The sequence below is a fragment of the Brevibacterium sp. UCMA 11752 genome, from assembly GCF_021532235.1.
In the GTDB taxonomy this organism is placed as follows: domain Bacteria; phylum Actinomycetota; class Actinomycetes; order Actinomycetales; family Brevibacteriaceae; genus Brevibacterium; species Brevibacterium antiquum.
In genome coordinates, this window is the sequence record NZ_JACBOS010000003.1 from 1,488,841 (window position 1) to 1,511,174 (window position 22,334).

Here is a 22,334-nt window from a genome sequence, read left to right on the forward strand (position 1 = left end):
GTGCGCATATCCGTTCTCTCCCTCCACACCTCGCCCGCGGCTCAGCCGGGCCAGGGCGATGCCGGTGGCATGAATGTCTACGTCGACCAGTCGGTGCGCGCATTGGCAGCAGCCGGCCACGTGGTCGACGTCTTCACCGCCGACCCGAGCGGTATCGATGGACTGGGCGGGCGCGCCGGCACTCTGCAGATCGCTGAGAACGTCCGACTCCACCAGCTGCCGATCAATGCAGCCAACAAGGATGAGCTGGCCGATGCCATCGACGAACTCGCGCTGCTCCTCCTGGCCGAGCCGAGCTTCACCTCAGCCGATCTGATCTGGGCCCACTATTGGATCTCCGCCGAGGCGGCACTGCGGGCTCAGGAGCTTCGCTCTCAGGAGTCACCGGCCCAGGAGCCACTGACCCAGAAGTCATTGGCGCAGAAGTCACTGACTCAGGAGTCACTGGCGGCGGTCGCCGACGACGCGACCAGATCGGGTGAACGTCCTCGAATCGTCGTGAGCATGCACACGATCGGCGCGGTCAAGAACCGCGACTCAGAGACCAGCCACGAACGGCCTCAGCGCTTGGAAGCAGAGGAGAGAATCGCCTCGGCGGTGGACCTGATCGTGGCCAACACCCCGGCAGAGCGTCGCGATCTCATCCACGAACTCGGCGCCGATGCCGACGCCGTAGTGGTGGCCAGGCCCGGTGTCGACCACGACCTGTTCTGTCCAGGAGATCGAGCCGAGGCCAGAACAGTTCTGGGTCTTGCACCAGACGAATTCATCGTCCTCTATGTGGGGCGGATGCAGTTCATCAAGGGAACCGACGTCGTAGTCGATGCGATCTCCGGCCTGCGAGAGAACAACCCGCACCTGGCGTCTCGGACGCGTGGAATCCTCCTCGGCGCGGTCTCGGGCAAAGAGGCTCCGACAGGATCCACGACGTACCTGCGCGACCTGAACTCGGCGATCGCCGCCGAACCCAGCGTCGAGGTGCGACGTCCCGTCCCCGCGCATGAACTCGTCGCCTACTACCGCGCGGCGGACATCCTCCTCGTTCCCTCACGCAGCGAATCATTCGGACTGGTCGCGGCCGAGGCCTCGGCATCGGGCCTGCCTGCCATAGCCTCGGCGGTGGGCGGCCTGCCCGACATCGTCGAACACGGGTATTCGGGCGTGCTCATCGCCGATCACAACCCTCGGCATTGGGCCATGGCTCTCGAGCGGATGCTCCTCGACGACGAACTGCGACGGGAACTCGCACTTCATGCCGCCGATCGCTCGACTCGATTCGACTGGTCAGCCACGGCGGCGAGTGTGCTCGGCGCCCTCGACCTGCCGGATCTGGCCCTGACCACGACGATGACGGGCACGGAGCAGATGACGGGCACGGAGGAGACAGCGACTACGCAGGAGATGGCGACCGTGCGAGGGACAGCCACCGCGGAAGAGATGGCGACAGCGGAAGAACTTAATCCGACACCGCGACTAGTGGGGCGCGGCTGCTGAAGAACTCAATGGATTGCCGATGGAATGAATCGAATTGCGACGAAACGAATCGTTGACGGAAGGACACATGATGACGACCGACACCGAGGCGATTCTGGCCGGAGTGAGGCAGTGGGCGAATGAGAACGAGGTCGAAGTCGACTCCGTTGAGGACACGCAGATCGCCGTAGTCCTGCCGGGAGAGAAGAAGCTGAAGACGACCGTGTCGATCACCATCTCTGCGCGAACGGTACAGCTGCAGGCGTTCGTCATTCGCCATCCGGATGAGAACGCCGAGGAGTTCAACCGCTGGCTGCTCATCAAGAACATGAAACCGGGCCCGGTGTCGTTCGGCATCGACACCCTCGGCGATGTGTATCTGGGAGCCAGCGTTCCCCGGGACCGACTTCTCGAGGAACTCGACTCGCTGCTCGGGGCGATTCTGGCGATCGCCGACTCCTCGTTCAACGAACTTCTGCTCATCGGCTTCCTCACCGGAATGAAGAAGGAGTGGGCCTGGAGGATCAGTCGCGGGGAGTCGACGCGGAACCTCGCCGCCTTCGAAGACGTCCTCAGCGGACCGGACAACGAATTTCTGGAGCAGGAGTGAACGTCGACGAATACATCGCCGGCTTCGACGATGTGCACAAGCGGGAATTTCTGAGCCGCCTCCGGGAGCTCAGCCGCGCCGCTGCGCCCACAGCTGAGGAGGGCCTCAAGTGGGGGAACCCTGCTTATTTCGTGAGCACGATCCTCTTCGCCTTCGCCGGCTACGCCAAGCACGCGAACTTCGTCTTCACTCCCAGCGCCAAAGAGGCCTTCGCCGATCGGCTGAGCGGATTCGACACCGGAAAGGGTTCGATCAAGCTCTACTACGATCGCGAGATCCCCACCGACCTGCTGGCGGAGATGATCGCCCACCGCATCCGCGAGTTCGAGGTCGACGGCGTGAAGTGGATGTGAGTCTCAGCTCAGGTCCAGTTTGAGCCCTTCGTGACTGGCCTCGTAGCCGAGTCGTGCATAGAACCGCTGCGCATCCGTGCGCGACTTATCGGTCGTCAGCTGAGCCAGCGATGCTCCGAATCGACGCCCGCAGTCATGGGCCCATTCGAAGACCGCCGTGCCCAGACCGAGGCCCTGCGCATCAGGCCCGATCCTCACCGCCTCGATCTGCAGCCGCGTCGAACCTCGTCGTGACAGGCTCGGGATCAGCGTCAGCTGCAGGGTACCGACGACGGCAGCCGATTCGGTGTCGGAGGGTTGTGCCTGCCCACCCTCATCGTGGTTCTCGGAACCGTCATGATGGGTCTCGGAACCATCGTGATAGGCCTCGGAACAGTTGGTGACGTCGGCGATCGTGACCAGAAGCTGATTGGGATCGGAATCGATGAGGCCGAAGGCACGCTGGTAGTCGGCCACCTCCTCGGCGCCGGAACCCTCACGGGCAGCACCGAGGGCGTCATCGCGAAGCAGGGACACGAGGTCGTGCACATCGGTGTCTCTTGCCCGCCGAATCAGAAATCTCCTGTTCGCAAGAGTGATCGTCTCCGTCTCGAAAGTGAAGAAGCCCGAGGGGGTCGAGGGTCCGATCACCGTGCCGCCTGTGCGCGACTGTCTCCGGCGGCCTGCTCACGCGGCGGTTTGCCGTAGGGGCGGCGTGCGAACACCGAGGCCAGGAGTGCACCGGAGACGTTGTGCCAGACGCTGAACACAGCGCCGGGAAGAGCAGCGAGCGGCGAGAAGTACGTGGTCGCGAGAGTCGACGCGAGCCCCGAATTCTGCAGCCCGACCTCGAAGGTCATCGCTCGTCTGGTCGGAGTGTCCAACCTGCAGGCCGCGGCCACTCCATAGCCGATTCCAAGTCCCAGGATGTTGTGCGTGATGACTGCCAGGAGCACGAGGAGTCCGGCGGTCGCGATGGAAGCAGCCGAGCCCGCGACGACGATCGCCACGATGTAGGCGATGGCAATGGACGCGAACCAGGGCAGAATCGGTGAGATCTTGTCGACGAACTTCGAGGCCATGAGCCTGACGATGACCCCGACGATGACGGGCACGAGCACCGTCTGACAGATCGAGACGAACATCGACCAGAACGGCACGTCCATGTATGAGCCGGCAAGCCACAGAGTCAGCAGGGGTGTGAGCACCGGGGCGAGGAGGGTCGACAGGGTCGTGATCGACACCGACAGAGCGGTATCGCCCTTGGCCAGGAAGGTGACGACGTTCGATGCAGTCCCTCCGGGGGCACATCCGACGAGGATGACGCCGACCGCGATCTCAGGCGGAAGACCGTAGAGCGTGACGACCAGGAGGCCGAGCAGAGGCATAGCGACGAACTGCGTGACGACACCGAGGGCGGCGATCCATGGCTTCTTCGCAATTCGAGCGAAGTCCGGCAGCGTCAGCGTCAGACCCATGAAGAACATGACGATTCCGAGAGCCCAGGTGATCGAGGGTGCGAGTGGAGTGAATGAGTCGGGGCTGAGGAACCCGAGGACTCCGGCGATGACGACGAGGACCGGCAGTGCCGTCACAGCGATGATCGAACTGCGATCGGAGTTCGGCTGCTGGGGCGCAGGAGCCGATGACCCTCCCGCCTGCGGTGGCGGGGTCGGCGACTGCGAGCTCGACGACGGCGGCTGTGGGTTGGACGACAGCGACTGTGGGTTCGGCGAGGGAGGCTGTGGGTTCGACGACGGAGGCGTAGGGGTGTCAGACATGAGTTCAGGCTATCCGGGCATATCGCGATGCAAGATCGAATGCCGAATAGTGAGAAAGATCTCGGAAGCAGGTCGACCAGAGGGTGGGCGGCTCTGTGCGCGTCGGCACGGTCGTGCAAAAATGGTGGCATGACGCATAACCTCATCCTGCTGCGCCACGGCGAGAGCGATTGGAACCAGAAGAATCTGTTCACCGGTTGGGTCGACGTGACCCTGACGGACAAAGGGCGGGCTGAGGGCCAGCGAGCCGGCGAGCTCCTGCGCGAGGCCGACCTCATCCCCGACGTCGTGTACACCTCCCGCCTCAAGCGGGCCATCCTCACCTCGAATCTGGCGCTCGAAGCCGCCGATCTCTCCTGGCTCGACGTCCATCGCAGCTGGCGACTCAACGAACGCCACTACGGCGCGCTGCAGGGCAAGAACAAGAAGGAGATCCGCGAGGAGTTCGGCGAGGAGCAGTTCATGACCTGGCGCCGCTCCTTCGACACCCCGCCGCCAGCTCTCGGCGACGCCTCTGAGTTCTCGCAGGCAGGAGATCCGCGCTACGCCAACCTCGGCGGTTCCCTGCCTCGCACGGAATGCCTGGCCGACGTCATCGACCGCCTCCTGCCGTACTGGTACGACCGGCTCGTCCCCGAACTCACCGTCGGACGCACCGTGCTCGTCGTCGCCCACGGCAATTCGCTGCGTGCCCTCGTCAAGCACCTCGACGGAATCTCCGACGCCGACATCACCGGACTCAACATTCCCACCGGCATCCCGCTGCACTACGAGCTGACCGAGGACTTCACCCCGGTCAAGCCCGGTGGCACGTACCTCGATGCGGCTGCTGCCGAAGCCGCGATCGGTCAGGTCGCCAACCAGGGTCGCTGAGGCTCAGACTCTCACCCGCTCAGACTCTCCCTCGTACAGGCTCGCACTCACCTGCCGCGACCTCGGCGACCGCCTTCATCTGCTCAAGGAGAAGGGCGATCGCCGGGGATGCGCTCATCGAGGCCCGCCATACGAGGTAGATCCAGCGGGCGATGCTCGGATCGTCGAGTTCGACGACGGTGACGTCGGCAGGAAGATGCGGCCGTCCCAGCCGCGGCACCAGCGCGAGCGCCCCGACTGCCCGGACGAACTCGATCTGGGTGTCATACTCCATCGCCCAGTATTCGATCTGCGGTTCGGCGTTGAGGGGATCGAAGAGCGCGGTGAGCCAGCGATGGCATACGCCGTTGCGCGGTGCCGAGACGAAGACCTCGCGGAGGAGATCCTGCCGGGTCACCAGATGGCGTGAGGCCAGATGATGATCACGATGCATGACGATATCGGCCCGGTCGACGGTGATGAGCTCGGAATTCAGCGTCGAGAGCAGCTGCGGAGGGCCCTCCCGCCAGTCGAAGATCAGCGAGGCGTCGATCCGACCGACCGTGACCATGTCGATGAGCTCATCGGGCTCCTCCTCGATGTTGGTGATCGTCAGCTCCGGCGCGGTGGTCTTGAGCAGCGGCAGGGATGGCACCAGCACCCCGCGGATGCCGGTCGAGAATCCGCCCACCGTGATCCGACCTCGAGGTTCGCCCGACCTTGCCCGAGCGTCGGTCTCGAGGCTTTCGAGGTCCTGGAGCAGCTCGGCGCCGCGACGGCTGAGCTCACGGCCCATCGGAGTCAATGCGATCCCCCGTCCGGTGCGCTCGGTGACCGGTGAGCCGAGATAGCGCGAGAGCTTCTGCAGCTGGTGGCTGATGGCTGCCGAGGTGTAGCCGAGTGCATCGGCAGTCGCAGTGACGGATCCGGCCGAGTCGAGAGCAACCAGCGTGCGCAGGGCGAGAGTGTCAATCATCAAATAATTTTAACGAAACCACGCATTTATATTCAATGGAATTTTGATGCAATGGCTGGGTTCCTGGAGGTATGCGTCCCGTCCATTACATGCTTGCCCTGCTCGTCGTCGTTCTCTGGGGCGTCAACTTCATCTTCATCGACTTCGGACTGCGGGACTGGCCGCCGCTGCTCCTCGTCGCCGCCCGCTTCACGCTCGTCGTGATCCCGGCGATCTTCTTCGTCAAGTACCCCAGAGGGAGTTTCCGACGCATCCTCCTCATCGGCGTCTTCATGTCCGCCAGTCAGTTCGGACTCCTCTACACCGCCATGTTCCTCGGACTGCCTGCGGGCCTGACATCGATCGTGATCCAGATTCAGGCCGCCTTCACGGTGCTCGTCGCGGCTCTTGTGCTCAAGGAGTTCCCGAGTCGACGCCAGATCATCGGCATCCTCATCGGCCTGTCCGGACTGTGCGTCATCGGCCTGAGCCTCCAGGCATCGGTGCCGATCGTCGCCTTCCTCGTCGCGCTCGCCGCGTCCTTGTCCTGGGCGATCGGCAATGTCATCGCCCGCGGAGTCAAGGAGGGCACCGATGGTGTGCAGATGACCGTGTGGTCGGCCATCGTGGTCCCCGTGCCGCTGTTCGTGCTCTCGATACTCGTCGACGGCCCCGCCGAGGTGGCTCACGCTGTTGCGAACCCGACCTGGGGAGTCGTGGCTTCGGTCGTTTACACCGCCGGCTGCGCCTCACTCATCGGCTACGTCATCTGGAATTCGCTGCTTGCGAGGTTCCCGGCATCGCAGGTGGCGCCGTTCTCACTGTTGGTTCTCCTAGTCGGTGTGCTCTCGGCATGGCTCGTCCTCGGAGATCGTCCCACCGTTCCCGAGCTCATCGGCGGAGCCCTCCTGCTTCTGGGCGTCGCTGTCACGACGGGAGTGCTGAAGACGATCGCACGCAGCATCAGGGGAACGAACCGGAGGCAGCGGAAGGTCATCGCCAGCGAAAAGCCCGAGGTCGAACATTCGTCGACCTCGGGCTGATTCGGTGTTTCAGGCGTCTCTCACTTCTTCGACAGGTACGGTTCCCAGTTACCGGTGAGCAGGTATTCGACCTTCTGGGACACGGACACAGCGTGGTCGCCGAAGCGCTCGTAGTAGCGCGAGAGCAGGGTGACGTCGGCGATGTGGCGAGGTGCCAGCGAACCGGCGGGCGCCTCGGCCAGCTTGCCGAAGATGCTCAGGTGCAGTTCGTCGAGCTCTTCGTCGATCGCATTGATCGTGGGCACGGCGGTCAGGCCCGGGTTCGACAGCAGGTTCTCAGTCGCCTCGGCGATCTTCTCTCCGGATTCGCCCATGCGGGTGAATGTGTCGGTGAAGTGGTCGGGGATCGCTGACTCCGGGTAGCGGATACGGACCTGCTGGGCGATGTGGCGAGCCAGGTCGCCCATGCGCTCGAGGGACGCGGACATCCGCAGCGAGCCGATGACCGCGCGCAGGTCGGCCGCGACGGGGGCCTGCAGGGCCAGCATCTCAGCGGCCTGCTGGTCGAGGGCGAACTGCATATGGTCGATCACGGCGTCGGCTTCGATGACCTGTTCGGCCAGTTCGAGGTCGTTGCTGCGCAGGGATTGGTTCGCCAGGCGCATCGCCTCGTGAACCTTGACGGACATGCCGACCAGCTGCGTGGCCAGCTCGTCCAGCTCATTTCTGAAGACTTCGCGCATTGACAACGGTTCCTTAATCTCGTGGATCTTCTGCAAGGGGAGGTGCCTGAGATCGTCCTGGGTGCGGACAACCCTCCGGTCAGGACGGGCACACTGTGCCAGCTTGACACTACTGGGTGAACGTTGTCTGGCGTCCAGGTGAATTCCTCAGCAAAAGCGGCGTTCTGATGCCGATTCGGTGCCCCTGTGAAGCAGACTGCGCATAAGCTTGATGACGTGGACCTCTTGATCGTAGCGGTCCTGACCGGCATCGTCGGTCTGGGACTGGGCATAGCGGGAATTCTGGCGTTTCGTTTCAGCGAACGCTCCCGTGATGCTGCCGATCTGCATTCTGAGGACGACCTGCCCGAAGGCATCGCCGAGGTTCTGGCTGTGCTGCCCTCGGCCGCGATCGTTCTCGACGCCGGCGATGACGTCGTCAAAGCATCCCCGGCCGCGTACACATTCGGGCTGGTCAGAGGCCATTCCCTTGCCTCTCCCGAGATGCTGCGCATGGTCGGCCGAGTCCGCTCCAGAGGCCTCATCGAAGAGATCGAACTCGAACAGAAGCGCGAGCAGACGGATTCGATCCTGCGGTTCCTCCACGCTCGTGTGGCGCCCTTGGGTACGGCCTTCGTCCTCGTCCTCTGTGACGACCAGACCGAGTCCAAGCGCGTTGACTCCATTCGGCGAGATTTCGTCGCCAACGTCTCCCACGAACTCAAGACACCCATCGGCGCGATGTCCCTCCTCGCCGAGGCGGTCACCGACTTCTCCGATGACCCGCAGGCCGTCGAACGCTTCGGCGGTCGCATGCAGCGGGAGTCGAAGCGGCTGACCCAGCTGGTGCAGGAGATCATCGACCTGTCCCGCGTCCAGGACCACACCGCTCCATCTGCGACGGAGAAGATCTCCGCCGCCGAGGTGGTCGATGATGCCGCTGATCGTGCCCGCACGCGTGCAGAAGGCAAGAACATCCATATCGAGGTCTCGCCACCGGGCAGGATGCTCATCGAGGGCAACTACGAACTCCTCGTCAATGCAGTGCGCAACCTCATCGACAACGCCATCAACTACTCACCCGACGGCACTCGCGTCGGCGTCGGCGTCGAACTTGTCGACGAACGCGTCGAGATCTCCGTCGCCGACCAGGGCATTGGTCTCTCCACTCAGGACACCGAGCGTGTCTTCGAACGGTTCTACCGCGTCGACCCGGCGCGCTCGCGCATCACGGGTGGAACCGGGCTGGGGCTGAGCATCGTCAAGCACATCATCGCCACCCACGGCGGACAGGTGAAGGTCTGGAGCCGCCTCGGCAAGGGTTCGACCTTCACCATCGTGCTTCCGCTGGCAGGCAACATCTCCGATGACGAAGCATCCTCCTCGGCGCCGGATGGAGTCCTGCTCGAGCACTCGGCACGAGCCGATGCCGACGAAGCGGAGGTTGAGGCAGACGCCGAGGCAGACGCCCAGTCAGAGGGCGCAACTGCTGATGGCGCGGTTGCCGATGACAGCACCGAGCATGACCCTGACGATGACAAGGGCGTCAGCACAGGGGAGAATGAGAATGAGACAACCCAGGTTCTGAAAACCGGAAGCGAACAAAGGAAGCTCACAACGTGACTCGAATTCTGCTTGTCGAGGACGAGGATTCGTTCTCGGACCCACTGTCGTACCTGCTCGGTAAAGAAGGATATGAGGTGACAGTTGCCGATGACGGTTTGAAGGCTCTCGCAGAGTTCGACCGCAACGGCGCCGACCTCGTTCTGCTCGACCTCATGCTGCCGGGAGTCTCCGGCACCGAGGTGTGCCGAGAGCTGCGTGCGAAGTCCAGCGTTCCGATCATCATGCTTACGGCCAAGGACTCGGAGATCGACAAGGTGGTGGGACTCGAGCTCGGCGCTGACGACTATGTGACCAAGCCCTACTCCTCGCGAGAACTGCTGGCCAGGGTGCGAGCGGTGCTGCGCCGCAACGTCGAGTCCGAAGCCTTCGACGACGAGTCGGTGCTCGAAGCCGGGGGAGTCCGCATCGATGTCGAACGTCACGTCGTCAGCGTCCGCGGCGAAGAGCTGTCGATGCCGCTGAAGGAGTTCGAACTGCTCGAGATCCTCATCCGCAACTCCGGCCGGGTGATGACACGTGGTCAGCTCATCGATCGGATCTGGGGAGAAGACTACGTCGGCGACACGAAGACCCTCGACGTCCACGTCAAGCGTCTGCGGGCCAAGGTCGAGCAGAACCCCTCGGAGCCGCGCCTGCTGACCACCGTGCGCGGACTCGGCTACAAGTTCGAAGCCTGACTACGACCACCCGCAGAGCGTGACTGCGCGCAGAGCCTGATCGCCCGCAGCGGGAGCACTCACGGCACCTGCGCCGAGAGACTCACAGCTGACGCAGGCCGAGAGGCTCACAGCTGACACAGAAGGAGCCGCCCACATTGTGTGGGCGGCTCCTTGAGAAATACGGCTCTCGTGCGGTTGGACTCAGCCGTTGATACCGGTGGCTTCGCCGGACTGCGATGCGTCTTCGCCGGGCTGAGTGGCATCCTCGCTGGGAGACTCCGATGGCTTTTCGGTCGGCACGTACTGTTCGTAGTACGGCAGGGAATTCGACAGGACCTGAGTCCGGATCGTCTTCTCGTCGCTGCCGACCTTGACGGTGACGTCGGCCAGGTCGCCGGGCTTCGCCTTGAGGCTGTCCACGATGACCGGCTTCGATGACGTCGACGCCGAGCTCTCCGGGTCCTGAACGAAGGTTTCGCCGGCCTTGACCGACTCGGTGGTCGTCTTCCCGCCGACGTCCAAGGACACCTTGGCAGAGGAATCGCCCTTGTTGATGAGTGTGAAGAACAGCTGGGCCGGGCCCTTGCCGGACTCGTCCATGATGAGCATCAGACCGCGGACCTCGACGTCTCCGACCGATCCCCAGGCACCGTCACCGGCGTTGTAGTGGTACTCGGCGGTTTGGTGAGGTGACAGCAGGCTTGCACATCCGCTGACGGGAATGACGAGAGCGAGTGCGGCAACTGCGAGTGCCGCGCGGTTGTGCCGTTTCATTGTGCTCCTTGAAGTGGCAATACAAGATCAATCTGTATACTACCCGGTTTTTGACCGGCCGTAGAACCCGGAATGGGACCGGACGAGTTCCCGCTGTGAGAACTCCAACAGAGCCCAGGCCCGGAGGAACGGGTTCTGGCCGCGAGAATTTCGGTATCGCCTGAGATGAGCCTGCGTTCGGCAAACCGCGCAGCGGAGCCTAGCACGAAGAATCCGCAGCCTGAATGATTTCTGTGGCGCGCCTCATGGTAAACTGGAAGTCCGCGAAAGGGGTTTGAAGAGAATATGAGTTTCGAGGTCGGCGACACAGTTGTCTATCCACATCACGGTGCAGCGACAATCCAAGATATCAAGAAACGAACCATTAAAGGTGAGGAGAAACTGTATCTCAAGCTCCAGGTCGCCCATGGTGATCTAGTGATCGAGGTTCCTGCGGAGAACTGCGACCTCGTCGGTGTGCGAGATGTCGTCGGTGAAGAGGGTGTTGAGAAGGTATTCAACGTCCTCCGCGCGGAATTCGTCGAAGAGCCCACGAACTGGTCTCGTCGCTACAAGGCGAATCTTGAGAAGCTGCAGTCCGGCGACGTGATCAAGGTTGCCGAAGTCGTTCGTGACCTGTGGCGTCGCGAGCAGGACCGCGGCTTGTCGACCGGTGAGAAGCGCATGTTGTCCAAGGCCCGTCAGATCCTCGTTTCTGAACTCGCATTGGCTGAGAAGAAAGAGGAATCCGAGGCCGAGGCCATCCTGGACGAAGTGCTCGCGTCCTGAATATCTGCGTCATCGTTCCGGCCGCAGGGTCGGGAACGCGCTTGGGCAGTGCAGACCCGAAGGCCCTCGTCCGGCTGAACGGGAAGAGCCTTCTGGCTCGTAGTCTTGAGACGATCATCTCCTCGGGAGTTGCTTCCACAATTGTGGTTGCCGCTCCCGAGGAGTTTTTAATGCGTGCCCGCAATGAAATCGATTCCATTTCAGAATCGGGCGGAGAAGATTCGGAATCCAGTATTTCGGGAATGCGAATCACAGCTGTAGCAGGCGGAGAAGATCGAATCGAATCCGTGCAATTGGCCTTGAAATATGCCGGTGACGCAGACATTGTGCTGGTCCACGATGCTGCCCGGGCACTGACACCGTCCGAGGTCTTCCGGCGAGTGGCCGATGCTGTCAGCGCCGGCGCCGAGGCGGTCGTTCCCGTCCTGCCCATGACGGACACCGTGCGCCGCGTTGAGAGCCGCCCCGCGGCGCACTCGGATCACCGTCAGGCCATGAACGATCACCGTGCCACCACGAACGACGGGCCCCGGGCACCTCAGTCGCAGCCAGACGCAGACGGTTGGCAAGTTGTGGTCGAATCCGGTGCTGAGAACGACCAGAAGTTACCAACCGTTGAGGTCCTCAACGGCGATCTTGACCGTTCGCGACTGCGCCGCGTCCAAACTCCTCAGGGTTTCACTGCAAGCACCCTGCGTCGAGCCCACGAGAGATACGAAGACGATCTGGCCGCCTCGGGACCGGGAGGCCTTGCAGCCACGGATGATGCGGGTCTCGTCGAGCGCCTCGGTGTCGATGTCGTTGCCGTGGACGGTGACGAGGAAGCACTGAAGATCACCTACCCGCTCGACCTCGTACTCGGTGAGCACATCGCGATGAAGCGGGACGCCGGAGCGACTCGGGACGCGGGAGCGACTCGGGACGCCGGAGCGACTCGGGATGCGACGCAGCGGGAGCAGGCGACTGTCGATGCGGAAGTGAACGGCGCGAAGCCGAACGCAGCGAGCGAAGGAGAGCAGTGACGATGACCATGGTGATTCCGCGTACCGGCATCGGAGTCGACGTGCACGCCTATTCCGACGATCCCGAGCGTGAACTGTGGGTCGCGGGCCTGAACTGGCCCGGTGAACGTGGGCTCGAGGGCCATTCCGATTCCGACGTTGCCGCACATGCGTGCTGTGATGCGCTGTTCTCTGCCGCAGGAATCGGCGATCTGGGTCAGCATTTCGGCGTCGACCGGCCCGAGTTCGTCGGTGCCTCCGGGGCGACTCTCCTCGCCGAGGCGGCACGTCAGGTCCGTGCGGCAGGCTACGAGATCGGCAATGTCTCCGTCCAGGTCATCGGCAACCGCCCGAAGATCGGCACGAGGCGACTCGATGCTCAGCAGGCGCTGTCTGCGGCAGCTGGGGCCGAGGTGTCAGTGTCCGGGACGACGACCGATGCGCTCGGTCTGACGGGGCGCGGTGAAGGCGTCGCAGCCATTGCGAATGCTCTTGTCTATCCCATTGCGCGCGACGACGCGTCGGTGGCAGCGCCGAGACCGCAGTGAGCAGTGCATGAAGGTCGTGTTCCAAGGAGCCGGGGCGATCGGCCTCGCAGCTGCGGCGCTGTTCGGACGAGGACACGAAGCGGTGGTCGTCTCACGGTCGGAAAGTTCGAATTCAGACCCCGTGCGGGCGCGAGGTGCCGCATATCCGAGACGAGTGCGCGCGTTCGGGCAGCGGCTGGTGTGTCGAGTGCCTGTGCGTCGGGAACCTGGGCAGGGGACGGGGCCTGTGCGCCGAGTGCCTGTGGTCGATTGGGCTGCGGTGAGTTCGGAATTGTGGGACCTCGTGGTGCTGACGACACGGCCGGGTGACCTCGACGAGGATGTTGCCTCATCGATTCTCGCTCTTCGTCCGGGCCTCATCGCGATCACCAGCCAGGTCGACGGGGACCGGTCCGTTGCTGCGTCGATGTTCCCTGATTCCGAGATCCTCGTCTTCTCACCCGCGCTCCTGTCAGAGCGAACAACGGGACGCAACGTCAGTTATTGGCATCCGCCTGGGATGCCCGTGTTCATGGCCAGCGGCCGCGGCGAGACCGTGCGAGGACTGCGGCGCAGGCTCGGCGGCCTCATCGTCGGTGTACCGGCCTTCATGATCTCCGCCCCGCCGGCGGTGTTCATTCCCTACGTCGCTGAACTGAGTGCTCGTGAAGGGAATTGGGCCGGTCTGAGGTCGCACCTGCGACGGCCTACGCGGGCAGCCGCGGAGGCTGTGCATGCCGTCACCGGCGTCCGGATGCCGATGTCGGAACGAGGTGCCGGGCTCGTCCTCGACGCGTTGGAGCGATTCGTGCCCATCGACGTCACTGAGTATGCGGGCCGACACTTCGGCCGCCACGAGGGCCAGACACTCGACATGCTCGACGGGTGGCTCAGTCGAGCAGCCGAACGAACCCCCGCGAGGGCACAGCCGCTGACGCCAGCCATGCGCCGATCACCGACGCCCACCCCAGTGACGGGACAGCCGCCGATCCCAGCGCAGTCCTCGGCCCTTCCCGAACTGGCGCAGTCCCCGGCCCTTCGAGAACTGGTTCAGGCCCTGCGCTTACGCGTGACCAGGTAGCCGATTCCGTAGAGTGCCGCGGTGAAGACCAGGGTGCCGAGTATCTGGATGCGCACGGACTCCACGGTCAGACCGAGGATGATGATCATGGCGATGCCCGCCAGCGTCGCATAGGACAGCCAGGGGAAGAGCCACATCTTCAGCGGCAGTTCTTCGCCGGCGGCCTCGGTACGGCGGCGGATGATGATCTGGGAGATCAGTGTCACGACCCAGGTGACGATGAGCGTGGACCCGACGATGTTGAGCAGCACACCGAGCACTTCGGCGGCCCAGAAGTAGTTCAGGGCCACTGCCACGAATCCGAACGCCGAGGTGGCCAGCACCGCGATCATCGGGACGCCGCGTCTGGTCGTGCGGCTCAGTCCTGGCGGAAGCATCTTCCGCTCGGACATGGAGAACGCCATTCGGGAAGCACCATAGATGTTCGCGTTCATCGATGACAGCAGTGCGATGACGATGACCGCGGCCAGGAGAGAGGCGATGACGGGGAGACCAGCGGTGTCGAGGACCGCGACGAAGGGTGACTCGGCCAGCCGTTCGTCCTTCCAGTCGAGCACGAGCACGATGATCGCCACGGAGCCGATGTAGAGGAACAGGATTCGCCACACAATGGTCTTGATCGCCTGTGTCACGCTGCGACTCGGGTTCGCGGTCTCGGCGGCGGCGACCGCCACGATCTCGATCCCGCCGAAAGCGAACGCGACGACGAGGAGACCGGCCGCAACACCGGGGAGACCTGTGGGCATGAACCCATCAGCGAAGATGGTCTCGGGCGGTTGTGCCGGGGTCCAGCCGAACAGGAATGCGGCGCCGAGGACGAGGAACAGGGTCACGAAGGCGACCTTGATGAGGGAGAACCAGAACTCGAACTCACCGAAACTGCCCGAGGTGGTGAGGTTGATCGCGGTGAAGATGACCATGATGGCCAGAGCGATGACCCATTGTGGGACCGACGGCACGTAGCTGGCCGCGATCTGTGCAGCGGCAGTGGCCTCGGCGGCGACGACGAGGCAGAGTTGGACCCACCACAGGGCGCCGACGGCGAATGCGGCGGCAGGACCCATCGCTCGGCCGGCGTAGTGGGAGAAGGCGCCGGGATTCGGGTCGGCAGCCACGAGCTCTCCGAGTGCTCGCATGACGAAGACGACGATGAGCCCGGCAACCACATAGGAGATGAGAACGGCGGGGCCCGCAGCCTGGACACCGGCACCCGAACCGACGAACAGGCCGGCGCCGATCGCCGATCCGAGGCTCATCATGACCAGGTGGCGAGGCTTCATTCCGACCTTCAGGCCGGCTCCGGCCTTCGACGCATCAGGCGTCGGAGACGACGATGACGAGTCAGCAGGAACAGGGGGCTGTGAGGAATGAGAATCAGGCACCAGATGAGTGTATCTCGTGGCTGCAATCACGAGACAGCGCAGTCGAAAGGAAGAGGTGCCGTGGTCGCGTCTGCGACCACGGCACCTCTGTCCGGGGATCTCTGTTTCTGCGGTCCGGTGCGGTGCTCGGTGATCCGATCGATCGCCTGCTCACGCACCACCTCGGCGAATCAGAGAACGAGGATTCTCACGCTCCGCGTTTGACCCAGTCCTCCAGCGACGGAGCTTCGGCACCGATCGACGTCGGCTCGCCGTGTCCGGTCAGGACGATCGTGGCGTCGGGCAGCTTGAACAGGACGTCTCTGATCGATTCGATGATCGTCTCGAAGCTCGAGTGCGAACGACCGGTCGCGCCGGGGCCTCCGTTGAAGAGCGTGTCCCCGGAGAAGAGGACAGGCCCGACAGCACTGCCAGCACCCGCAGATGCCGGGATCGGCAGGCCGGTCTCGACGAAGAAGCAGGTGGAGCCGGGGGAGTGGCCGGGTGTGTGCAGGGCCTTGATCCTCACGCCGCCGACGTTCCAGGTATCTCCGTCGGAGATCTCCGTGTCCGGGCGGTAGCTGTCATAGGTCATGTCCCAGAGGACGTGATCCTCGGGGTTCAGATGAACGGGTGGGTTGCCCACACGGTGCGCGAAATCGCGGACGACTCCGACATGGTCATCGTGCCCGTGAGTCAGCAGAATCGCTTTGACCTCACGCGCACCGACCTTCTCCGCGATGGCGTTGACGTCGTGCGCGGGATCGATGACGATGACTTCGGAGTCGTCGCCGATGATCCATACGTTGTTGTCGACGTCCCAGGTTCCGCCGTCGAGCGAGAACGTTCCAGACGTGACCAGATGTTCGATTGCCGTCATCAGAGCTCCACCACCGATCGCAGTACCTTGCCTTGACTCATCTTCTCGAATGCCTCCTCGACGTCGCCGAGCCCGATGCGCTCAGACACGAACTTCTCCAAAGGCACGCGTCCCTGCTGATACAGGTCGACGAGCATTGGGAAGTCCCGTTCGGGCAGGCAATCACCGTACCAGGAGGACTTGAGGCGACCGCCGCGGCCGAAGACGTCGAGCAGCGGAACACTCAGCTCCATCTCCGGGGTCGGCACGCCCACGAGCACCACGGTGCCCGCGAGGTCACGGCCGTAGAAGGCCTGTCGCCAGGTTTCAGGTCGGCCGACCGCGTCGATGACGACGTCGGCGCCGAAGCCTCCGGTGAGTTCCTGGATGGCCTCGACGACTTCGTCCTCGCTCTTGCCGCGGGTATTGACCGTGTGGGTGGCTCCGAGATCCTTCGCCCAGTCGAGCTTCTTGTCATCGAGATCGAGGGCGATGATCGTGCCGGCACCGGCCAGCGCAGAACCGGCGATAGCCGAGCAGCCGACGCCGCCGCAGCCGATGACGGCCACGGTCTTGCCGCGGGTGACCTCGCCGGTGTTGATGGCGGCACCGATTCCGGCCATGACACCGCAGCCCAGCAGACCCACGACAGCGGGATCAGCCTCGGGGACCTTGGTGCACTGTCCGGCCGCGACCAGGGTCTTCTCTGCGAAGGACCCGATGCCCAGTGCGGCTTCGAGCTCGGTGCCGTCGGGCAGGGTCATCTTCTGCGAAGCGTTATGGGTGTCGAAGCAGTACCAGGGTTCGCCGCGCTTGCAGGCCCGGCACTCACCGCAGATGGCGCGCCAGTTGAGGATGACGAAGTCGCCCACCTCGACGTCGGTGACGCCTTCGCCGATCTCTGAGACCGTGCCGGCCGATTCGTGGCCGAGCAGGAACGGATAGTCGTCGCTGATTCCGCCCTCGCGGTAGTGGAAGTCCGTGTGGCAGACGCCGCACGACTTCACGTCGACGACGACCTCGCCGGGTCCCGGGTCGGGGATGACGATGTCTGTGAGTTCGACCGGCGCCCCCTTGCTGCGGGAGATGACACCTTTGACCGTCTGTGGCATTGCGTCTCCTAGTGCTCTTAGGCGTTGTGCTCTTCTGCATTGGCAAAGGCCATGTGCGCCCACCGAAAAGTTCGTACAGCCCCACCCTAACCAGGCTGGGCGCTCGCGACCAGTGCGCCCGCGGAATGAGAATTCAGGTCCGAAGTCGGGTGATGCGAGAGGTCCGAAATCGGGCTGTGCGGGAGGTCTGAAATCGGACTGTGCGGGAGGCCTGCAGCCGGTCAGGGCGAGGGCGAGACGAGCGGCGAGACGAGGGGTGAATCGACGAAGGCGGCTCGATGCCTGCTGCCAGGTGTCGAACCGCCTTCGTCGGAACAGATCTCGGGTGTGAGGTCACCATCTGTCGGTGGTGATCACTCCTGGTCCGGGTGCTTACGCAGGTGCATGATTGCGGCGATGAGGCCGCCCCAGACGGTGACCATGGCGATGACCATCATGACGATTGCTGAGGTACCCATCAGTGTGCTCCTCCGTGAGTGGTGTTTGTGCGATTCTTTTCGGCCACAGAATCGGCGACGGCCGCTTCGGCCGCGTCGAGTGTCTTCTGGGGCCATTTGATCAGGGTCAGGACGATCGAGGCGATGATGAGCAGTCCGATCATGCCCCAGCCGAAGGTGCCCGTGAGGACGGCTGGATAATCTTCGTAGCCTTCGGTCGAGTAGGTCATGATCTGGGTGATGAGCATGTAGATGAGCACGATGGTCGTGAGACCGCCGAGGATGATCATCCAGAGCCAGCCCACCTTGAAGCTCGAGATCGCGTTGAGGTGATCACGCAGGACAGGAAGCCTGCGGGCGATCCAGCCGATGGTGATGAGCGCGACGACGGCACCGCCGACGATTCCGATGTTGTTGGCCCAGGCATCGATCGTGTCGAGGACGTAGAGGCCGGTGACGGTGGGCATGAGCAGGATCGAGATGACCGCCATGATTCCGCCGACGAGCAAGGTCGACGCCCTGTCGCCGAGGCCGAACTTCTCACGCACGGCCTGGATCGGGACTTGCACGATCGAGATGATCGACGTCAGCCCGGCGAACACGAGGCAGGCGAAGAAGGCGAAGCCGAACAGCGCGCCTCCCGGCATCTCCGAAATCAGTGTCGGGAACGCCATGAACGCGAGTCCGATGCCGCTCTCGGCAACCTCGGAGACCTGCGTGCCCTGCGCCGCAGCCATGAAGCCGAGAGCTGCGAAGACGCCGATTCCGGCGAGGATCTCGAACGCGGAGTTCGAGAAGCCGACGACGAGTCCGGCACCGGTCAGGTTCGTCTTCCGCTTCAGGTAAGAGGCGTAGGTGATCATGATGCCGAAGGCGATCGACAGTGAGAAGAAGATCTGCCCATAGGCCGCGATCCATACTGCCGGATCTGCCAGCGCAGCGAAGTCTGGGGTGAACAGTGCGTTGATGCCGTCGAAGGCGCCCGGCAGGAACAGGGCCCGGACGACGAGCGCGAGGAACAGGACGACCAGCAGCGGGATGAAGATCTTCGAGAATCGCGCGATGCCGTTCTGCACACCGGCCAGGAGGATTCCCAGCGTGGCGATCCACACGAGGATGATCGGAATCAGGATGCCGGGGACGAATTCGAACGAGATGCCCGGGTCGCTGGCGTGGAGGAACGTCTCGGTGAAGAACCCGGTCGCGTCATCGCCCCATGCCTGGTTGAGGGAGAAGAACATGTAGCACCCGGCCCAGCCGATGATGGCTGCGTAGTAGATGCCGATGAAGAAGGCCACACCGGTCTGGAACCAGCCGATGGGCTCGGCGACCTTCGATGCCATCCGGAACGCCAGCGGCGCTGAGCCGCGGGACCGGTGGCCCATTGCGTAGTCGAAGAACAGCAGCGGAATGCCAGCTGTCAGAAGAGCGACGAGATAGGGGATGATGAAGGCGCCGCCGCCGTTGTCGTACGTGATGTACGGGAAGCGCCAGATATTGCCGAGGCCGACTGCCGACCCGATGGCTGCGAAGATGAACGCGCCGCGGGTGGCGAAGACCTCCCTCTGGGGTGATTTGGTGGAAGACACGGTGTTCCTTTCTGTCCAACCACATTGTTGTGAGGCTGATGCCGGTATGACGGTCTGCTGTGACGAAATCGCCGGCAAGCGAGCGTACCGCCTACGAGGATAGCCTCGTGATGAAGCGGGCGCGGTCGCGTTGACTTGCTCCCCAGCATACTGGGAGGTCACTGTGAAACGTGCCCCAAGTCACGTGAGCTGTGTAACACTCTCGTATCAAATGTCGGACACCTCATAGTCGTCCCCGAGTCATGATGCCCGCGCAGACAGCAACACAGCGCTTGTCCCCGGTAGACTTGTGTGCGTGACTATCGCTCTGTACAACACCGCCAGCCGCACCACCGACGAACTGCGCCCCGTCAATGCCGGGCACGTGGGCATCTACGTCTGTGGTGCCACGGTGCAGGGCGAGCCACATATCGGCCACCTGCGCTCGGCCTCGGTCTTCGACCAGCTTCGTCGTTGGCTGATGTATCGCGGCTACAGCGTCACCTTGGTCCGCAACGTCACGGACATCGACGACAAGATCCTGTCGAAATCCGCCGAGGAGGGGCGACCCTGGTTCGCCCACGCCTTCAAATACGAGCGGGCCTTCACCCAGGCCTATGCCGCCCTCGACGTGCTGCCACCCAGCTACGAACCCCGCGCCACCGGGCACATCACCGAGATGATCGAACTCATCGATCGACTCATCGACGCGGGGTATGCCTACCCGGCACTCGACGACAGCGGCGATGTCTACTTCGCGGCCACCTCGTGGGCGGACTACGGGGAACTGACCAACCAGCGCCTCGAGGACATGGAACCCGCGAACGATGCAGACATGCGGGGCAAGAAGGACGCCCGGGACTTCGCGCTGTGGAAGGCGCACAAACCCGGCGAGCCCGGCACCGCCTCGTGGCCGGCTCCCTGGGGTCGGGGCCGACCGGGCTGGCACATCGAGTGCTCGGCCATGTCGACGAAGTACCTCGGCGAGAATTTCGACATCCACGGCGGTGGGCTCGACCTGCGCTTCCCTCATCACGAGAACGAGCTGGCCCAGTCGCGCGCGGCTGGCGACCGGTTCGCCAACATCTGGATGCATTCGGGCCTGCTCAACGTGGGCGGGGACAAGATGTCGAAGTCGCTCGGCAACTCGGTCTTCGCCTCCGAACTCTTCCACCGCTACAGCCCGCTGGCCGTGCGCTACTTCCTCACCGGTGCCAGCTACCGGTCGATCCTCGAGTTCTCACCCGAGGCCATGGACCGGCAGACGGCCTCGCTCGACCGCCTGGCGAACTTCCTCCAGCGAGCCCGGCAGGCACTCGGAGACGACGCACCCGCACTGCCCGATGTCCGCGACTCCTACAGCGGTCGCAGCGTCGACGTACCCACGGAGTTCGCAGCGGCACTCGACGACGACCTCGGCGTGCCCCGTGCACTGTCCGTGGTCTTCGCGAAGGTCACCGAGGGTGCGAAACTCCTCGACTCCGGCCAGGACCGGAGCACACTCACGCAGATCGTCGCCGAGGTGGAGCTGATGCTCGATATCCTGGGAGTCAATCCCAGCGCCGAGGCGTGGGCCGGCTCAGGAGCGAGCGCGAGCGTGGAATCGGCGCTGGATTCCCTCGTCGATGCGCTCGCCGCACAAAGGGCCGCGGCGAAGGCGGAGAAGGACTTCGCCACCGCCGATGCGATCCGCGACAATCTGGCATCCGCCGGAATCGTCATCGAGGACACGGCCGACGGCTACCGCTACCACGTCAAGGACAGCTGACCCACGACACTCTGCTCAGAAAATCTCTCCCGGTGACGAACTCCGGTTCGTGACCACCTACGACTCTTAAGGAATCACATGGCTTCCAACCCACGCGCCGGCGGCTCGAAGAAGGGCCCGACCAAGGGCTCCGGCGGCAAGAACAAGCGCAGCCTGCAGGGCCGCGGCCCCACGCCCAAGGCCGAGGACCGTGTCTACCACAAGGCACACAAGACGGCAGCGGCGAAGAAGGCCTCAAGCGCCAATCAGGCCAAGCGACGCAAGAAGGAAAACGGTCCGAACATGGTCGCCGGGCGCAACTCGGTGCTCGAGGCTCTGCGCGAGGACGTTCCCGCAACAGCGATGTACGTCGCCGGGCGGATCGACTCCGATGACCGTGTCCGGGAAGCCATCACCCTGGCCACCAAACGCGGCATCTCGATGCTCGAGGCGAGCAAGCCCGACCTCGACCGGCTCACCGACGACGCGATCCACCAGGGCATCGCCCTGCAGATCCCGCCATACGACTACGCCGAGCCCCGTGACCTGCTCGAGGTCGCAGCCGACCGGGCCGAGGCTCCGCTGCTCGTCGCCCTCGACGGCATCACCGACCCCAGGAACCTCGGTGCCATCGTGCGTTCCGCCGCGGCCTTCGGCGGTCACGGCGTCATCATCCCGGAGCGTCGTGCCGCCTCGATGACCGCAGCTGCGTGGAAGACCTCCGCCGGTGCAGCTGCGCGCATCAAGGTCGCCCAGGTCGTCAACTTGGCCCGTGCCATCGACGAGCTCAAGAAGCAGAACGTCTTCGTCGTCGGACTCGACATGGACGGAGACGTCGAGCTGCCGGAGCTGACCTTCAGCCGTGACCCGCTGTGCATCGTCGTCGGCTCCGAGGGCAAGGGCATCTCTCGCCTCATCGCCGACAAATGCGATCAGATCGTCTCGATTCCGATCGCCGCGACCACGGAGTCCCTCAACGCGGGAATCGCCGCAGCTGTGTCCCTCTACGAGGTCGCCCGCACCCGCCGCGCCTGAGGCCGACCAGTCCGCGCTGAACCTCCCCGACGTCACTAATAACGCCCGGCGCCGCGCGTCATTAGTGACGT

The 22,334-nt window shown here is 63.8% G+C and carries 23 protein-coding genes; 13 read left to right on the forward strand and 10 right to left on the reverse strand.

Features of this window, described 5'->3' with window-relative positions:
- The 3 genes from HU144_RS06595 (at position 1) to HU144_RS06605 (ending at position 2,436) form a co-directional block, all read left to right on the forward strand.
- Positions 1-1,494, forward strand: a complete 1,494-nt coding sequence (locus HU144_RS06595) for a glycosyltransferase (RefSeq protein ID WP_235350650.1) — start codon at positions 1-3, stop codon at positions 1,492-1,494.
- Between the two features lie 70 nt (positions 1,495-1,564).
- On the forward strand, positions 1,565-2,083 hold the full coding sequence (locus tag HU144_RS06600) for a YbjN domain-containing protein (RefSeq protein ID WP_235350651.1): 519 nt from the start codon (positions 1,565-1,567) through the stop codon (positions 2,081-2,083).
- On the forward strand, positions 2,080-2,436 hold the full coding sequence (locus tag HU144_RS06605) for an iron chaperone (protein ID WP_235350652.1): 357 nt from the start codon (positions 2,080-2,082) through the stop codon (positions 2,434-2,436). Before HU144_RS06600 ends, HU144_RS06605 begins: the two co-directional genes overlap by 4 nt.
- Before the next feature lie 3 nt (positions 2,437-2,439).
- Here the strand turns inward: HU144_RS06605 and HU144_RS06610 are convergent, their stop codons facing one another.
- Entirely contained in the window at positions 2,440-3,066 is a 627-nt protein-coding gene (locus HU144_RS06610) for a GNAT family N-acetyltransferase (RefSeq protein ID WP_235350653.1), read from the reverse strand.
- Positions 3,063-4,010 (reverse strand): bile acid:sodium symporter family protein, encoded by a 948-nt coding sequence (locus tag HU144_RS06615; RefSeq protein WP_442862670.1) that lies wholly within the window; start codon positions 4,008-4,010, stop codon positions 3,063-3,065. Before HU144_RS06615 ends, HU144_RS06610 begins: the two co-directional genes overlap by 4 nt.
- Positions 4,011-4,325: 315 nt before the next feature.
- On the opposite strand from HU144_RS06615, the gene HU144_RS06620 reads away from it, so the two are divergent.
- Complete coding sequence (locus HU144_RS06620) at positions 4,326-5,069, forward strand: phosphoglyceromutase (RefSeq protein WP_235350655.1); 744 nt, start codon at positions 4,326-4,328, stop codon at positions 5,067-5,069.
- A gap of 19 nt (positions 5,070-5,088) precedes the next feature.
- On the opposite strand, the gene HU144_RS06625 is transcribed toward HU144_RS06620, so the two are convergent.
- Positions 5,089-6,024, reverse strand: coding sequence for a LysR family transcriptional regulator (locus HU144_RS06625; RefSeq protein WP_235350656.1), 936 nt, complete (start codon positions 6,022-6,024; stop codon positions 5,089-5,091).
- 71 nt (positions 6,025-6,095) lie between these two features.
- Here HU144_RS06625 and HU144_RS06630 point away from each other — a divergent pair, with 71 nt between their 5' ends.
- Entirely contained in the window at positions 6,096-7,046 is a 951-nt protein-coding gene (locus HU144_RS06630) for an EamA family transporter (protein ID WP_235350657.1), read from the forward strand.
- Positions 7,047-7,066: 20 nt separating this feature from the next.
- Here HU144_RS06630 and phoU read toward each other — a convergent pair whose 3' ends face one another.
- On the reverse strand, positions 7,067-7,729 hold the full coding sequence (gene phoU / locus HU144_RS06635; RefSeq protein WP_235350658.1) for a phosphate signaling complex protein PhoU: 663 nt from the start codon (positions 7,727-7,729) through the stop codon (positions 7,067-7,069).
- Between the two features lie 216 nt (positions 7,730-7,945).
- Between phoU and HU144_RS06640 the strand changes: the two genes are divergently transcribed.
- The gene (locus tag HU144_RS06640) at positions 7,946-9,331 is read left to right on the forward strand and encodes a sensor histidine kinase (RefSeq protein ID WP_235350659.1); all 1,386 of its coding nucleotides are present in this window, start codon (positions 7,946-7,948) and stop codon (positions 9,329-9,331) included.
- On the forward strand, positions 9,328-10,011 hold the full coding sequence (locus HU144_RS06645; RefSeq protein ID WP_204233162.1) for a response regulator: 684 nt from the start codon (positions 9,328-9,330) through the stop codon (positions 10,009-10,011). Before HU144_RS06640 ends, HU144_RS06645 begins: the two co-directional genes overlap by 4 nt.
- A gap of 183 nt (positions 10,012-10,194) precedes the next feature.
- Here the strand turns inward: HU144_RS06645 and HU144_RS06650 are convergent, their stop codons facing one another.
- The gene (locus tag HU144_RS06650; protein ID WP_235350660.1) at positions 10,195-10,767 is read right to left on the reverse strand and encodes a hypothetical protein; all 573 of its coding nucleotides are present in this window, start codon (positions 10,765-10,767) and stop codon (positions 10,195-10,197) included.
- 285 nt (positions 10,768-11,052) lie between these two features.
- Between HU144_RS06650 and HU144_RS06655 the strand changes: the two genes are divergently transcribed.
- From HU144_RS06655 to HU144_RS06670, 4 genes are all read left to right on the forward strand, one after another.
- Positions 11,053-11,535, forward strand: a complete 483-nt coding sequence (locus HU144_RS06655; protein WP_009883639.1) for a CarD family transcriptional regulator — start codon at positions 11,053-11,055, stop codon at positions 11,533-11,535.
- A 41-nt stretch (positions 11,536-11,576) separates the two neighbouring features.
- Positions 11,577-12,557, forward strand: coding sequence for an IspD/TarI family cytidylyltransferase (locus HU144_RS06660; protein ID WP_235350661.1), 981 nt, complete (start codon positions 11,577-11,579; stop codon positions 12,555-12,557).
- A 2-nt stretch (positions 12,558-12,559) separates the two neighbouring features.
- Complete coding sequence (gene ispF / locus HU144_RS06665; protein WP_235352669.1) at positions 12,560-13,084, forward strand: 2-C-methyl-D-erythritol 2,4-cyclodiphosphate synthase; 525 nt, start codon at positions 12,560-12,562, stop codon at positions 13,082-13,084.
- Positions 13,085-13,343: 259 nt separating this feature from the next.
- Positions 13,344-14,144, forward strand: a complete 801-nt coding sequence (locus HU144_RS06670) for a hypothetical protein (protein ID WP_235350662.1) — start codon at positions 13,344-13,346, stop codon at positions 14,142-14,144.
- Here the strand turns inward: HU144_RS06670 and HU144_RS06675 are convergent.
- From HU144_RS06675 to HU144_RS06695, 5 genes are all read right to left on the reverse strand, one after another.
- The gene (locus HU144_RS06675) at positions 14,114-15,526 is read right to left on the reverse strand and encodes an amino acid permease (protein ID WP_235350663.1); all 1,413 of its coding nucleotides are present in this window, start codon (positions 15,524-15,526) and stop codon (positions 14,114-14,116) included. The two genes, HU144_RS06670 and HU144_RS06675, sit on opposite strands and share 31 nt — an antisense overlap.
- Before the next feature lie 187 nt (positions 15,527-15,713).
- Positions 15,714-16,385 (reverse strand): MBL fold metallo-hydrolase, encoded by a 672-nt coding sequence (locus HU144_RS06680; protein ID WP_096159744.1) that lies wholly within the window; start codon positions 16,383-16,385, stop codon positions 15,714-15,716.
- Positions 16,385-17,476, reverse strand: coding sequence for an S-(hydroxymethyl)mycothiol dehydrogenase (locus tag HU144_RS06685; RefSeq protein WP_069600873.1), 1,092 nt, complete (start codon positions 17,474-17,476; stop codon positions 16,385-16,387). The genes HU144_RS06680 and HU144_RS06685 overlap by 1 nt, the downstream gene beginning before the upstream one ends.
- A 353-nt stretch (positions 17,477-17,829) precedes the next feature.
- Positions 17,830-17,934: a methionine/alanine import family NSS transporter small subunit gene (locus tag HU144_RS06690; RefSeq protein WP_083248838.1), complete on the reverse strand. Its 105-nt coding sequence runs from the start codon at positions 17,932-17,934 to the stop codon at positions 17,830-17,832.
- The gene (locus HU144_RS06695) at positions 17,934-19,502 is read right to left on the reverse strand and encodes a sodium-dependent transporter (RefSeq protein WP_235350664.1); all 1,569 of its coding nucleotides are present in this window, start codon (positions 19,500-19,502) and stop codon (positions 17,934-17,936) included. Before HU144_RS06695 ends, HU144_RS06690 begins: the two co-directional genes overlap by 1 nt.
- Positions 19,503-19,797: 295 nt before the next feature.
- On the opposite strand from HU144_RS06695, the gene cysS reads away from it, so the two are divergent.
- Both cysS and rlmB read left to right on the forward strand, forming a co-directional pair.
- Positions 19,798-21,249, forward strand: coding sequence for a cysteine--tRNA ligase (cysS, locus tag HU144_RS06700; RefSeq protein WP_235350665.1), 1,452 nt, complete (start codon positions 19,798-19,800; stop codon positions 21,247-21,249).
- Positions 21,250-21,327: 78 nt separating this feature from the next.
- Positions 21,328-22,263: a 23S rRNA (guanosine(2251)-2'-O)-methyltransferase RlmB gene (gene rlmB / locus HU144_RS06705; protein ID WP_235350666.1), complete on the forward strand. Its 936-nt coding sequence runs from the start codon at positions 21,328-21,330 to the stop codon at positions 22,261-22,263.
- The last annotated feature ends 71 nt before the right edge of the window (positions 22,264-22,334 follow it).